We start from the raw sequence: 12935 nt of genomic DNA on the forward strand, positions 1-12935 counted from the left end.
TCGCTTTCGACTGGAAGCGGACGTTTCTTCTCCCCTCCCGCCTGCGGGAGGGGAAACCAGGGCATGTCTCAAACGACCGCTTCCCACCCCAAAGCCGACACCGGTTCAGAGAAGTTCGCTCAACCCCTTGAGCAATCTTCGCCAATGTTCGCCCAGCCGGTGCTGGAACAGCATCAGCTCGAACCCGTGCCGCGCGGCGTGATGCTGCGGAATGCCGTCCCATCCGCGATGCTCGACCGTTACCCGCGTGTCGGCGCCGACCGCCTCGAAGCGCACCTCGACCTCGGTGGTCTGGTCGGGCGCGAAGCTGGGCAGCCGCCAGCCGAAGGCGAGGCGTTCGCCGGGCGACCAGTGCCGTACCGCCCCGATCTCCCACTCGGTGCCGTCGGCGAAGCGAGTGACGAGGCGGCCGCCGGGGCCGGGAGGATCGAAGCGCAGTTCGCCGTCGCCTTCCGGTGTCAGCGGGAAGAGCGGGTGGCTCGTCCACCAGCGGCCGATGTCGCGGGTGAAGGCGGTGAAGGCCGCCATCGGCGACGTGGCGACGCGCAGCGCGACGATCACCGCCGCACCGCTCACGTGCCCCGCCCTTCGACATGCGTCTTGAACGCCGCGAGCTGGTGCGCCCAGCGCGCCTCGGTCTCGGCGAGCCAGGCCTTGAGTTCGTCGGTCGCGCCATCCTTCAGGCGATAGATGCGCACGCGCGCGTCGAAATCGGGATGCGCATCCTCGACCAGCCCGCCGGCCTTGAGCGCGCGCAGATGGCGGCTCATCGCGGGCGGGGCGAGGCCGAGCGCGCCAGCGAGATCGCCGGCGCTGCGCGGTCGCTCGCGCAGCAGCTCGACCGCGCGGCGGCGCTGCGGATCGGCGAGCGCGGCGAGGGTGCGGTCGAGCGCGGCGCTCAATCGTCGAGCCGCGTCTTGGTGGTGAAACCGCCCTCGGCGTCCCATTCCGCCGCGGTTTTGGCTTCGACAGTGACGCCGAAGGTCCAGATATGCCCCTCCGGGTCTTTGGCGCGATAGGTACGGTCGCCGTAGAATTGCGTCTCGGGCGCGGCGATGATGTCGGCGCCCGCGGCGCGCGCGCGGCCGCAATGCGCGTCGATGTCCTCGCCGGCGCCGAGCTGGACATGCACCGACTGCGTATTCTTGCCGCCGATCGATTTCGGACTGCGGTGATGGTCCGACCATTCGCTGCCGACCATCACCACCGAATCGCCATAGCCCATCTCGCTGTGCGCGAGATTGCCGTCGGCGTCGAGCAGCACGAACAGCGGCTCGAAACCGAACGCCGCCTCGAGCCAGCGGAAGGCGGCCTTGCTGTCCCGATAGCTGACCGCGCTCGAAAGTCCCTTGGGACGGTGCTGTTCGGTCATTTTCCGTCTCTCCTGCGAATCATATGATTTTCCATATCTACAATATTTGCAGGAAATTGAAAATATATAGATGGAAAGCGATGTTCGAGCCCTGTCGGCGGCACCTGTCTTTTTTGAAACCGACCCCTCTCTGTAAGAAGAGGAGATTATCGGCCTTTCGGTCTGACCGGTCGACCGCTCAGTCGTCGAGCAAGGTCATGTTGACGCGTGCGGTGCCGGAGCGGTGCATGCCGATCTCCTTAGCAGCGGCGTGGCTGACGTCGATCACGCGGCCGCGGCCGAAGGGACCGCGATCATTGATGCGGACGACGACGCTCTGGCCGTTGGCGATGTTGGTCACGCGCACCTTGCTGCCGAAGGGCAGGGTGCGGTGCGCGGCGGTCAGTTCGTCGGGATCGAAGGGCTCGCCGCTCGCGGTGCGGTTTCCGGCGAGTTCGTCGCTGTAATAGCTGGCGACGCCGCTGCCCATCTCGGTGCCGTCGCCGGCGTCGGCTTCGCCCGGACCCTGATCCTGCGCGATCGCCGGCGCGGCCGACCACAAGGACGGGGCCAACAGCAGGGCCAGGGCCAATCCCATCGAACGCCGCATATGCAGACCTTCCCCTTTGACGTGGGCGGCATCAAGCAGCGGCGTCCGCGGGGTGCAAGCGGCCGGCGTCGTATCGGTTCGAATTCGCGGCCAGCGGTGGACCGGTCAGACGTCGAGATTGGCGACCGACAGCGCGTTGGTCTGGATGAAATCGCGCCGCGGTTCGACCTCGTCTCCCATCAGCCGCTCGAAGATGTCGTGCGCGATGTCGGCCTGTTCGGCCTCGACGCGCAGCAGCGAGCGGTTGGCGGGATCGAGCGTGGTTTCCCACAATTGCTCGGCATTCATCTCGCCCAGCCCCTTGTAGCGGCTGATCGCCAGCCCGCGGCGGCTGTGCGCGAAGATCGCGTCGAGCAGTTCGGACGGGCGCGTGACCGGCGTCGCGCGCGCGGCGGGCGTCCGGGCGGCCTCCGCCTCCTCGTCGTCGGGACCCGCCTCGACCTCGGCCGCGGCGCTGCCCGCCTTCACCAGCCGGGCGGGGCGCGCATAGGTTTCGACCTGCTCGGCGGCGAGCTTGTGAAGGCGGCGCGCCTCCTGGCTCGCGAGGAAGGCGGGGTCGATCGCATGATGATCGCTGACTCCGCGCCAGCGGCGTTCGAGCGTATAGCCGCCACCCTCGACCGCGGCGATCGTCCACACCGCTTCGTTGCCGCCGGTCAGCGCGCGCTCGGCGGCGTTCAGCCAGCGGCTGGCGGTTTCGGCGGCGCTGTGGCGGCCCGCGGCGTCGAGCTCTGGATCGAGCGCGCCCGCGAAGGCGAGCGCCTCGATCAGCCCGGCGTCGAGGGTGCGCGGCACGTAGCGCATCAGCGCGCGCAGTCGCCGCCCGTGCTCGATCAGCTCGCGCAGGTCTTTGCCCGAGCGCGCGCCGCCCGCGGTTTCGAGCAGCAGCGCGTCGATGCCGGCGTCGATCAGATAATTTTCGAGCGCGGTGTCGTCCTTCAGATAGACCTCGCTGCGCCCCTTCGCTACCTTGTAGAGCGGCGGCTGGGCGATGTAGAGATGGCCGTTCTCGATGATCTCCGGCATCTGGCGATAGAAGAAGGTGAGCAGCAGCGTGCGGATATGCGCGCCATCGACGTCGGCGTCGGTCATGATCACGATCTTGTGATAGCGCAGCTTCTCGACGTTGAATTCGTCGCGGATGCCGGTGCCGAGCGCCTGGATCAGCGTCCCGACCTCCTTCGACGAGATGATGCGGTCGAAGCGCGCGCGCTCGACGTTCAGAATCTTGCCCTTCAGCGGCAGGATCGCCTGGACGTGGCGGTCGCGGCCCTGCTTGGCCGACCCGCCCGCCGAGTCGCCCTCGACAAGGAACAGCTCGCATTTCGCCGGATCGCGCTCCTGGCAGTCGGCGAGCTTGCCGGGCAGGCTGGCGATGTCCATCGCGCCCTTGCGCCGCGTCAACTCGCGCGCCTTCTTTGCCGCTTCGCGCGCGGCGGCGGCGTCGACGACCTTCTGGATCACCGCCTTGGCATGGCCCGGATTTTCCTCGAGCCATTCGGTCATGCGGTCGGCCATCAGGCTTTCGAGCGGCTGGCGCACCTCGCTGCTGACCAGCTTGTCCTTGGTCTGCGACGAGAATTTGGGGTCGGGCAGCTTGACCGAGACGATCGCGGTCAGTCCCTCGCGCATGTCGTCGCCGGTCAGGCTGACCTTCTCCTTCTTGAGCAGTCCCGACTTCTCGCCATAATTGTTGAGCGTGCGCGTCAGCGCGGCGCGGAAGGCGGCGAGATGGGTGCCGCCGTCGCGCTGCGGGATGTTGTTGGTGAAGCAGAGGACATTTTCATAATAGCTGTCGTTCCATTCGAGCGCGACCTCGATGCCGATGCCGTCGCGTTCGGAGGTGATCGCGATCGGATCGGGAAGCAGCGCGGTCTTGTTGCGGTCGAGCCATTTGACGAACGCCGCGATGCCGCCTTCGTAGAAGAGGTCGTGGACGACATGCTCGGTGCTGCGCGCATCGACCAGCTTGATGCGGACCCCCGAGTTGAGGAAAGCGAGCTCGCGGTAGCGATGTTCGAGCTTCTCGAAATCGAACTCGGTGACGTTCTTGAACGTCTCGGTCGAGGCCTGGAAGGTGACGCGCGTTCCCTTCTTGCCCGCCGGCGCGGGGCCGCGGACGACCAGCGGCGCGACCGCGTCGCCATGCTCGAAGCGCATCCAATGCTCCTCGCCGCCCCGCCAGATGGTGAGTTCGAGCCATTCGGACAGCGCGTTGACGACGCTGACGCCGACGCCGTGCAGGCCGCCCGACACCTTGTAGGCGTTGTCATCGCTGGTATTCTCGAACTTCCCGCCGGCGTGGAGCTGGGTCATGATGACTTCGGCCGCCGACACGCCTTCTTCCGGATGGATGCCGGTCGGGATGCCGCGGCCATTGTCCTCGACGCTGACCGACCCGTCGCTGTTGAGCGTGATGAGAACGAGGTCGCAATGCCCGGCGAGCGCCTCGTCGATCGCATTGTCGCTGACCTCGAACACCATGTGGTGCAGGCCCGACCCGTCGTCGGTGTCGCCGATATACATGCCCGGCCGCTTGCGCACCGCGTCGAGGCCCTTGAGGACCTTGATCGAATCGGCGCCATAGGCATTGGTGTTGGGATGCTTGCCGCCGTGGTCCGGCGCGTTCGTCTCTGCAGTGTCCGTCATGTCGATCATATAGGGTCCGGGGGGGCAAAACCCAAGCGAAAATGCGCCTCTTGCCGCGGCGCCGGGGGGCGTTGCGCCGACGCCGCAGGACGGCTAATTTCGCGGCATGAGACAGACATATGCTCCCCGTTCGATGCTGTACGCGCTGGCGCTGATCGCGTTGCCGCTCGCCGGCTGTTCCAAGCCGGCGCCGCCGCCCGCCGACAATGCCCCGGCGGTGGCCGGCGACCCGATCGCCAGCCGGCCGGTGATGGTCGGCACCGAAGGGCCGAGCCTGCCCGCCTGTTCGAGCGTCAGCCGCGTCAAGGACGGCGGCACCGACGTCTATTGGGCGCCGGGTGAGACGCGCGCGGTCAAGGCGAAGCTGGCGGGCGGCGCGCCGGTGTCGCTGTGCGAGGCGACCGACGACGACGCCTGGTTCGGCGTCGTCTTCATCGCGCCGGGCACCGACAAGGACATGTGCGGCGTCGGCAAGCCGGTGCCCGCGGCGCGCGAATATCAGGGCCCGTGCCGTTGGGGCTGGATTCGCGGCGGCACGGTGCGGCTGGGGGCTTAAAGCGACAAAGGACTCGTATCGGGGGGTCCGATTTTTATCCTTTGTGGCTTTAGGGAGACGGTGCGCTGCTCGACGGCCTGCGGGGATTCGAGTTTTGGCGAGTTCCCACATTCTTCGTCATGCTGAACTTGTTTCAGCATCCATGGCCGAACCTTCCCTTTTGCGCTGCCTTTCCGTCGAGGTCAGATCATGGACCCTGAAACAAGTTCAGGGTGACGATGATGACAAGAACTTCGATTCCACCATACTAAAGCGGTGAGCCGTTAATCTGCACCGTTTCAGCACGAACGGAAGCGGGGATGGCGCATCATTTCCGAGCGCGCTTCATCGGCAATCCTCGATCACGCGGCCGATCTCGGACTGCACCGGCAGGGTCAGCGCGCGACCGGCGCCTTCGAGCGCGAAGCGGCCGCGGCTGAAGGCGATGCGGTCGAGGCGGATGTCGCGGTTCGGCACCGTCGCGCTGCCGCCATCGAAGCGGATCTGGTCGGTGCCCGCGCTGGTGCGCAGCGCGACCGGGCCGTCGAGCCCGGCGGTGAGGCGGATGGCGCCGCCGCTGCACGCCATTGTCAGCAGCGGGCTGGCGCCGCCCGTGGGCACGAAGCGGGCGGTGCGGCTGCCGGCGTCGTAGCGCCACGCGCCGCTGTCGAGCGCGCGTGCGTCCCACGCCGCGGCGGGCGGCGGCGGCGCGGGGACGGCGGCACCGCGGCGGGCGGCGGTGGCGCGGGCGGCGGCGCCTCTGGCGCCGGGATCGCGGTGCAGCCGGCGGCCGCGAGCAGCAGCGCCGCGGCGGCGGCGGAACGAAAGCGGATGGATGGGCGGTTCATGCGTCGAATCCCTGCCAGTCGATGACTTCGTCCAGCCCAACGCGCGGCACCGGCCAGCGGTTCACCGGCGCCTCCTCGTCGGCGTGGCCGATCGCGAGGCCCGAGAAGAGAATCTGGTCGTCGCCAAGCCCCAGTTCGGCCCGCACGGTCGCACCATACATCGCCCAGCATTCCTGCGGGCAGCTCGCAAGGCCGTGCTCGACGAGCAGCAGCATCACCGATTGCAGCCACATCCCCATGTCGGCCCATTGCGGCGGCCCCATGATCCGCGAGCAATGGAGGAAGAGCATCACCGGCGCGCCGAAGCCGCGGTAATTCTGCTGGAACTGGGCGATCCGCCCCGCCTTGTCATCGCGCGCGATGCCGAGCGAGGCGTAAAGCGCCTCGCCGACGCCGAAGCGGCGGCTGTCCCACGGATCGGTGAGCCCCCGGGGATAGATGTCATATTCGGGCTGGAACCCCTCGCGCCCCATCACGATACGCGCCGCGACCGCGTCCTGCACCGCCTGCCAGCGCTCGCCGGTGACGACGGTCGCCTGCCACGGCTGGAGGTTGCCGCCCGATGGCGCGCGCTGTGCGATCTCGAAGATCCGCGCGAGCAGCGCGCGGTCGACGGGCCGGTCGGTGAAGGCGCGCACCGAACGGCGGCGGGCGAGCGCCTCGCTGGCCGAAAGGGAGAGGGTGTCAGTCGCTGGCATATTTATCCTCGCGTCGCTTGCCGAACAGCAATTTGCGTTCGAGCCGGGTCTTGAGCTGGCGATAATAGGAAAGCAGGAAGACGTCATCCTCTTCGGCGATCGGCCGGCCGATCTTGTGCCGGATCGTGTCGGCGACCTCGCGCATCACCCGCGCGTCGCGCCCGCGCAGCACGCGTTCGAGTTCCTGCAGTTCGAAGATGCCATAGACCGAGAGCTCAGCATCGGTGAAGCGCAGGGCGTCGCCCGCCTCCGTCCCCGCCGCCATGTCGCGGTCGAGCTTCGCGCGCTGCGCCATCACCACCCAGGTGCCCGCGATCAGGTCGCCCATCCGCATCCGGTCGCGGTTGAACAGCAGGAAAAGGCTGAGCGTCGCCGACCACAGCACCCCCGCCAGCGCGGTCCAGCCCGACACCATATCCTCCGCCGCGCCGAAGCCGATCATCATCAGCGGCAGGAAAATCTCCAGCTCGCGCATCAGGTTGCGGGCGATCACCGCATCGGCGGTCAGCCGCCCGCCGTCGCGCGCGACGACGCGGATACCCATCGCGCGCTTGCCGGGGGTCGCAGCGCGCTGGCCCAGTTCGAAGCCGACGAACCAGAAGGTCCGCAGCACGAAGGCGCCGAGCAGCCAGATGCTGATCAGCAGGTCGGAGCGCGACGCGAAGCCTGCCCAGACCATGAGCAGCGTGAAGACGACCAGCGCCGCGAGCAGCAGCATGAGGTCGATCAGCAACGCCCCGAAGCGCAGCGACGCGCTGGCGATCCGCAGTTCGAGGTCGACGCCTTCGGGCGTGACGAAGGCGCGGACCTTGTCGCGCCGCGGGCGCGCGGCGGCGGTCATGCGGCGTCCTTTCGCCGCGGGAGGTAGTAATAGGCGAGCCAGAAGAGCAGCATCGCCGTCCCGATGCCGTAGCGCAGCAGCGTATCGGTGACGAGCTGCCGCCCGAAGCCTTCGAGCAGGCCGGCGGCGAGCAGCATGAGGATGACGCCGACCATCACCTTGCCCGCGGTGCGCCCCGCCTCCGACGCCGCCTGCAGCCGGCCGCGCGCGCCGGGGAAGAGGATCGCGGTGCCGATGCGCAGCCCGGCGGCGCCGGAGAGCGCGGCGGCGAACAGCTCGGTCGTGCCGTGGATGAACAGCCAGCCGCCGAAATCGACCCCCAGCCCCTTGCCCGTGAACAGCGCGAGCATCGCGCCGAGCCCGATCCCCTGATAATATTCGAGCATCATCGTCGGCACGCCGAAGGCAAAGCCGAGCGCGAAGGACAGGATCGACACGCGGCTGTTGTGCGTGAACAGATAGGTCGCGAAGATGTGCAGCCCGCTGTTCTGTTCGTCCGCCGCCTTGCCGTGGCCGATCGTCGCCTGCAGGAATTCGGCCGTGGCGCGCGGGTCGCGCCCGCCCGCCATCTCTTCGGGTACGAAATTGAAATACCATTCGGGATTGTGCGCGACGAGCGTCCAGCTGGTCAGCGCGCCGAGCAGGATGACGAGCGCGACGATCAGCGTCTCCTTCCACAGCGCGCGGACCGCGGCGGGCCAGTCGGTGCGGAAGAAGCGCCGCACCCGGCTCCAGCGCGTCTCGCGCACGCCATAGATCAGGAAATAGCCGCGCATCGACAGCGATTCGAGATAGTCGAGCAGCGCGCGGTCGAGGCTGGTCGCGCGCGCGATCGACAGCGATGACAGCGTCGCGCGGTACAGCGAGGGCAGTTGCAGCAGCTCGTCGCTGGTCAGCGCCTTCGCGCCCTTGCGTTCGAGCCGGCCGAGCAGGGTTTCGAAGGCGATCCAGTCGGCCTCGCGCTCGGCGCGGAAGCGGCTGGTCGAGAAATTCGGCGTGTCGAGCCGGGCGAGCGCTTCGGGGGCCGGGATCGCGGGCGGCATCACAGGCTGCCCTGGCGCTTGATCGCCAGATAGGCCTCGACGACGCTGGCACCCATCGCGTCGGCGGGCACCTCGATCACCTCGACGCCCAGCCGCTGGAGCCGCGCGATGACGCGCTGGCGGTCGCGCAGCATCGCGGCGGCGACGTTCGACCGGGTGACGTCCGACGCCTGTTCGGGGCGGCGGCGTTCCTCGCTCTCCAGCTCCTCGTCGCGCAGCACGACGCACAGCAGCCGGTGTTTGCGCACCAGCCGCCCGGCGGCGCGGATCATCAGGTCAGCGCTCGTCGCGTCGGTGAATTCGGTGAACAGGACGATCAGCGAGCGGCGGTCGAGCCCGGCCGACAGCGTCGCCAGCGCGAGGGTGAAATTGCTTTCGACCGGCGCATAGTCGATGCGGCTCGCCGCGCGCTGCAGCGCCGGAAAATCGCGCGTGTGCATATAGGCGGGGGTCAGCGCCTGTGGCTGCGCGGCGAAGGAGAAGAGGCTGATCCGGTCGCCGAGCTTGAGCCCCGCATAGGCGAGCAGCATCGCCGCCGACACCGCGCGGTCGACGCGCGGCATGCCGCCCGCCGGCTCGGCCATTGTCCGCCCGGCGTCGATCGCCAGGACGAGCCGGTTGTCGCGCTCGACGCGATATTCCTTCGCGAGCAGGCGGCCGTGGCGCGCCGAGGCGGTCCAGTCGATCGCACGGCGGTCCATCCCCGGATGATATTCGGCGAGCGCCTCATACTCGCTGCCCTCGCCGCGCAGCTGCTGGCGGCGCAGCCCGAACCAGTCGCCGCGCCGGAACAGCCGCGCCCCCTCCTCGCGCACCGCGCGCAGGCTGGGGACGACCGCGACGACGTGCCCGATCGGGAAGCGACGCTGTTTCCACGCGAGCCCGAGCGGCCCCGCCCAGCGCAGCCACAGCGTCTCGACCGGCGCCGGCCCGCGCCGCGCCGCCGCGAGGGTCAGCGTCGCCGACAGCGCCCCGCCCATCGCGCCCGCGCCGCCCGCGCGCATCGTCGCGGCGATGCGGCCGCCGGGCGCCAGCCGCTCGTCGAGCGCGAGCGCCATGTCGGCGCGCGGCGGCACCGCGCCGCCCGCCGCGGTGAAGGCCAGCTCGAACGGGTCCCCCACTCCCGCCTGGTGCGGAATCCGCGCGTCGAGCGCCAACCGGCGCGGATGCGGCCCGGCGAGCGCGTCGAGCGCGAGGCAGGCAAGGATGACCGCGATCCATCCCGGCGCGACGAGCCACAGTTCGGGCCGCGCCAGCCCGAGCAGCAGCGCCGCGGGGGCGCCGAGCAGTAGCAGATAGATGGCCCGGCGGGTCGGGTAGATCATCGCGGCACCTCTTCGCGTTCAAGCAGCGCGGCGACGACCTGTTCGACGTCGCGGCCCTCGATCTCGGCCGCCGCCGACAGGATGACACGGTGACGCAGCACCCCCGCCGCGAGGCGCTGGACGTCGTCGGGGATCACATAGTCGCGCCCGTCGAGCGCCGCCGCGGCGCACGCCCCGCGCGCGAGCAGGGTCGCGGCGCGCGGGCTCGCCCCGCATTCGAGGTCGGGGCTGGCGCGCGTCGCGCGGATCAGGCGGACGATATAGTCGACGATCTCGTCGGCGAGGCGGACCGTCGCGGTGGCGTCGATCGCGGCGGCGATGGCGTCGGCGTCGGCGATCCGCTCGACCCCGAAATCGGCGACCGCCGGGGTGCGGAAGCGGCCGCCATGCTCGGTGACGATGCGCCGTTCGGCGTCGGCGTCGGGATAGTCGACGACCAGCTTGAACAGGAAGCGGTCGAGCTGCGCCTCGGGCAGCGGATAGACGCCCTGCTGCTCGATCGGGTTCTGCGTCGCGAGGACGGTGAAGCGCGGGCTGAGTGCGTGCGGCTCGCCGCCCAGCGTCACGCGCCGTTCCTGCATCGCCTCCAGCAGCGCCGCCTGCGTCTTGGGCGGGGTCCGGTTGATCTCGTCGGCGAGCAGCAGCTCGGTGAAGATCGGTCCCTTGGTCAGCGTGAAGCTCGACGTCTGGAAGTTGAACAGGTTCGACCCCAATATGTCGCCCGGCATCAGGTCGGGGGTGAACTGGATGCGCCCGAAATCGAGCCCGACCGCGCGCGCGAAGGCCTGCGCGAGCAGCGTCTTGGCGGTGCCCGGCGGGCCTTCGAGCAGCACGTGGCCGCCGGCGAGCAGCGCGATCGTCACCATGCGCGTCAGATCGGCCTGGCCGATCACCGCCTTGGCGACCTCTGCCTCGATCGCGGCCCCGAGGGCGTGGACGCTGTCGATGGAGCTAGCTGTCACGGAGAAGATCCTTCCTGATGGCATGCAGCGCCTGTGCGTCTGCAAGGAAATCGTGGCGGCCCCGCGCCAGCGGCAGGCGCCGTGCGAGGACCGAGAAACGCGGGCCGTCGGCGCGCATCCGGCGGTCGATCCAGGCGTCGGTCGCCGCGGCGTCGAGGCCGGGGGGCGCGTGCAGCCGCCGCGCGATGGCGCGGCGCTGGCCCTGGACATAGGCGTCGGCGCCGTCGAGCTCGCGCCGCGCCTGGCGGATCAGGTCGGCGCTGTTCGCGATCAGCGCCGCCTTCGACACCGGGATCGCGCGCTGCGGGCGCAGCGTCGGGCCGAAGCGCATCCAGGCCTGCCACAGCGCGAGCAGCCCCGCCGCGATCAGGCACAGGGTGATGCCGATGAAGGGCGGCACGAAGGCGAAGCGGAGCAGCGACCGCTGGCCGCCGAAGCCGTTCAGCGTCAGGTCGAAGGCGAAGCCGTCGGCATCGGCATCCTCGGCGACCGCGTCGATCAGCAGCGCCGCGCCCTCGGCCTTCTGGCGCGAGGCGAAGGCGAGATTGTCGACGAGGTCGGGGTCGGCAAGAATATAGAGGTCGCGGTCGGTCGCGCGCGCCATTACCGCACCGCCGTCGGGGGCCGCGACCAGCGTTTCGAGGGCATCGCCTGCGATCGTCTGCGCGCGGTCGGGAAGATGCGCGGTGAAGCGGCGCCCCGCGACGTCGGCGGCTACCGCCCGCGGCCCCGCCTTCGAGGCATCGAAGCGCACCGGGCCGACGAGCGCCTCGACCAGGCGCGTAGAGGGCGCGCTGCGATAGGCCTGCGCGACCCAGCCGGGCTTGCCGCCCTGCCCGGGCGTGCGCATCGCCTGCCACTTGGGCAGGATGACGAGCAGCCGGCCGCCCTGCCGGTCGGCGAGTGCGCGCAGTTCGTCCGGTCGGGTGCGATGCGTCGGGGTCAGGATCAGCAGCGGCTGGTCGGAATAGCCCGTGCGCGGACCGGGCTGGCGGCGCAGCTCGACATCGCCGCCCGCGCGTTCGATCAGGTCGACGATCCCGGCATAGCCGGGCGCAGCGCGCGACAGCGCGTGGCCGCCGCCGTCGTTGCCGCTCGAAAGCTGGGGGCCGAGCGCGACGAGCGCCCACAGCGCGATGAAGGCGACGACGCCGATCGCCACCACCCCCGCGATCAGGCGCGGATCGAAGCCGCCTTCGGCGTCCGGCGCCGCACTCATGTCCGCGCCCAGGCGCGCGGGACGGTCAGCTCGGCATAGGCGGTGCGGCATTGCTCCCACGCGGCGGCGTCGATCGGCCGGCCGCCGAACAGGCTGATCTCGACCGCGCGGGCGATGCGCCCGAAGGCGTCGCGCGCCGCGCCGGGCAGGTCGCGCGCCCCCGCGAGCGCGCGCGAGGTCATCGCGGGCCGGACGAGGCCGGGGCGGCGGCCCGCGATGTCCTCGACGCTGCGGAAGAGCAGCAGGTGGACCGCCTCGGCATAGCGGCCCGCCGCGGCGAGCGCGTCGGCCTCCGCCAGCAGCACGCGCGCCGCGCCCGCCTCGGCCGTCCCCACCGGGTCGGGCGCGGGCGCGTCGCCGCGCCGGCGGCGCAGCGCATCGACAACGCGCGCGAAGGCGGGAACGAAATGATAGAGGAGAACCAGCGCGAGCAGCGCCACCGCGATCCACAGCAAAGGCTTGCCGGCGGGCGCGCTCCATTCGAAGAAGCGGGCGAGCGCCCTGCCGATCGCCAACAGCCATGTGGGCGTTTCGGGAACCGGCGGCGGGGGCGGGATGCTGGTCTGGATGCTGCCGGACGCCATCGTCTGGCCGAAGCCCGGACCGATCAGTTCGGGGTCGAGCAGCCATCCCCGGTCGGATGCCGCAGCGGATGGGGCAGCGGATTGGGCGGCCGCCGACGCCTGGGCGATTGCCAATGCCATCATGGGAAAAAACAGGCCCCGCGCCGCTCGCTCATCGCGACAGGTGGTAGCGCGAGGCGGCGCGACAAGGCAAGAGATGCTTGCGCCGCCGGGGACCGCACGGCAAAGGCGGCGATGGTTACAGGTGTAACCGGATGGCGAAGGCGCAGC

14 protein-coding genes are annotated in these 12935 nt (G+C 69.9%); 1 reads left to right on the forward strand and 13 read right to left on the reverse strand.

Annotated features, from left to right (window positions below; all coding sequences use genetic code 11):
• Window positions 1-105: 105 nt before the first annotated feature.
• The 5 genes from AC2S9W_RS04635 to gyrB form a co-directional block, all read right to left on the reverse strand.
• A complete protein-coding gene (locus AC2S9W_RS04635; protein WP_234002539.1) occupies window positions 106-576 on the reverse strand; it encodes an SRPBCC domain-containing protein in 471 nt (156 codons plus the stop codon).
• A complete protein-coding gene (locus AC2S9W_RS04640) occupies window positions 573-902 on the reverse strand; it encodes an ArsR/SmtB family transcription factor (protein ID WP_076073451.1) in 330 nt (109 codons plus the stop codon). The genes AC2S9W_RS04635 and AC2S9W_RS04640 overlap by 4 nt, the downstream gene beginning before the upstream one ends.
• Complete coding sequence (locus AC2S9W_RS04645; RefSeq protein ID WP_067111019.1) at window positions 899-1372, reverse strand: VOC family protein; 474 nt, start codon at window positions 1370-1372, stop codon at window positions 899-901. The genes AC2S9W_RS04640 and AC2S9W_RS04645 overlap by 4 nt, the downstream gene beginning before the upstream one ends.
• Window positions 1373-1550: 178 nt before the next feature.
• Window positions 1551-1949: a septal ring lytic transglycosylase RlpA family protein gene (locus AC2S9W_RS04650; protein WP_324787691.1), complete on the reverse strand. Its 399-nt coding sequence runs from the start codon at window positions 1947-1949 to the stop codon at window positions 1551-1553.
• A 117-nt stretch (window positions 1950-2066) separates the two neighbouring features.
• The gene (gene gyrB / locus AC2S9W_RS04655; protein WP_076077427.1) at window positions 2067-4610 is read right to left on the reverse strand and encodes a DNA topoisomerase (ATP-hydrolyzing) subunit B; all 2544 of its coding nucleotides are present in this window, start codon (window positions 4608-4610) and stop codon (window positions 2067-2069) included.
• A 106-nt stretch (window positions 4611-4716) separates the two neighbouring features.
• Between gyrB and AC2S9W_RS04660 the strand changes: the two genes are divergently transcribed.
• Entirely contained in the window at window positions 4717-5166 is a 450-nt protein-coding gene (locus tag AC2S9W_RS04660; RefSeq protein ID WP_067111024.1) for a hypothetical protein, read from the forward strand.
• A 324-nt stretch (window positions 5167-5490) separates the two neighbouring features.
• Here the strand turns inward: AC2S9W_RS04660 and AC2S9W_RS04665 are convergent, their stop codons facing one another.
• From AC2S9W_RS04665 to AC2S9W_RS04700, 8 genes are read right to left on the reverse strand one after another with little or no spacing between them, the layout of a single operon-like run.
• The gene (locus AC2S9W_RS04665; RefSeq protein ID WP_486571683.1) at window positions 5491-6033 is read right to left on the reverse strand and encodes a hypothetical protein; all 543 of its coding nucleotides are present in this window, start codon (window positions 6031-6033) and stop codon (window positions 5491-5493) included.
• Complete coding sequence (locus tag AC2S9W_RS04670) at window positions 5990-6691, reverse strand: nitroreductase (protein ID WP_076073454.1); 702 nt, start codon at window positions 6689-6691, stop codon at window positions 5990-5992. The genes AC2S9W_RS04665 and AC2S9W_RS04670 overlap by 44 nt, the downstream gene beginning before the upstream one ends.
• Window positions 6678-7532 (reverse strand): RDD family protein, encoded by an 855-nt coding sequence (locus AC2S9W_RS04675; protein WP_076073455.1) that lies wholly within the window; start codon window positions 7530-7532, stop codon window positions 6678-6680. Before AC2S9W_RS04675 ends, AC2S9W_RS04670 begins: the two co-directional genes overlap by 14 nt.
• Window positions 7529-8575 (reverse strand): stage II sporulation protein M, encoded by a 1047-nt coding sequence (locus tag AC2S9W_RS04680; protein WP_104960223.1) that lies wholly within the window; start codon window positions 8573-8575, stop codon window positions 7529-7531. Before AC2S9W_RS04680 ends, AC2S9W_RS04675 begins: the two co-directional genes overlap by 4 nt.
• Window positions 8575-9900: a DUF58 domain-containing protein gene (locus tag AC2S9W_RS04685; protein WP_076073457.1), complete on the reverse strand. Its 1326-nt coding sequence runs from the start codon at window positions 9898-9900 to the stop codon at window positions 8575-8577. The genes AC2S9W_RS04680 and AC2S9W_RS04685 overlap by 1 nt, the downstream gene beginning before the upstream one ends.
• Window positions 9897-10862: an AAA family ATPase gene (locus AC2S9W_RS04690; RefSeq protein WP_234002540.1), complete on the reverse strand. Its 966-nt coding sequence runs from the start codon at window positions 10860-10862 to the stop codon at window positions 9897-9899. The genes AC2S9W_RS04685 and AC2S9W_RS04690 overlap by 4 nt, the downstream gene beginning before the upstream one ends.
• Entirely contained in the window at window positions 10852-12081 is a 1230-nt protein-coding gene (locus AC2S9W_RS04695; RefSeq protein WP_076073459.1) for a DUF4350 domain-containing protein, read from the reverse strand. Before AC2S9W_RS04695 ends, AC2S9W_RS04690 begins: the two co-directional genes overlap by 11 nt.
• Complete coding sequence (locus tag AC2S9W_RS04700) at window positions 12078-12788, reverse strand: DUF4129 domain-containing protein (RefSeq protein WP_486571684.1); 711 nt, start codon at window positions 12786-12788, stop codon at window positions 12078-12080. Before AC2S9W_RS04700 ends, AC2S9W_RS04695 begins: the two co-directional genes overlap by 4 nt.
• Window positions 12789-12935: the final 147 nt, after the last annotated feature.

Source organism: Sphingopyxis sp. 550B, from assembly GCF_057401805.1.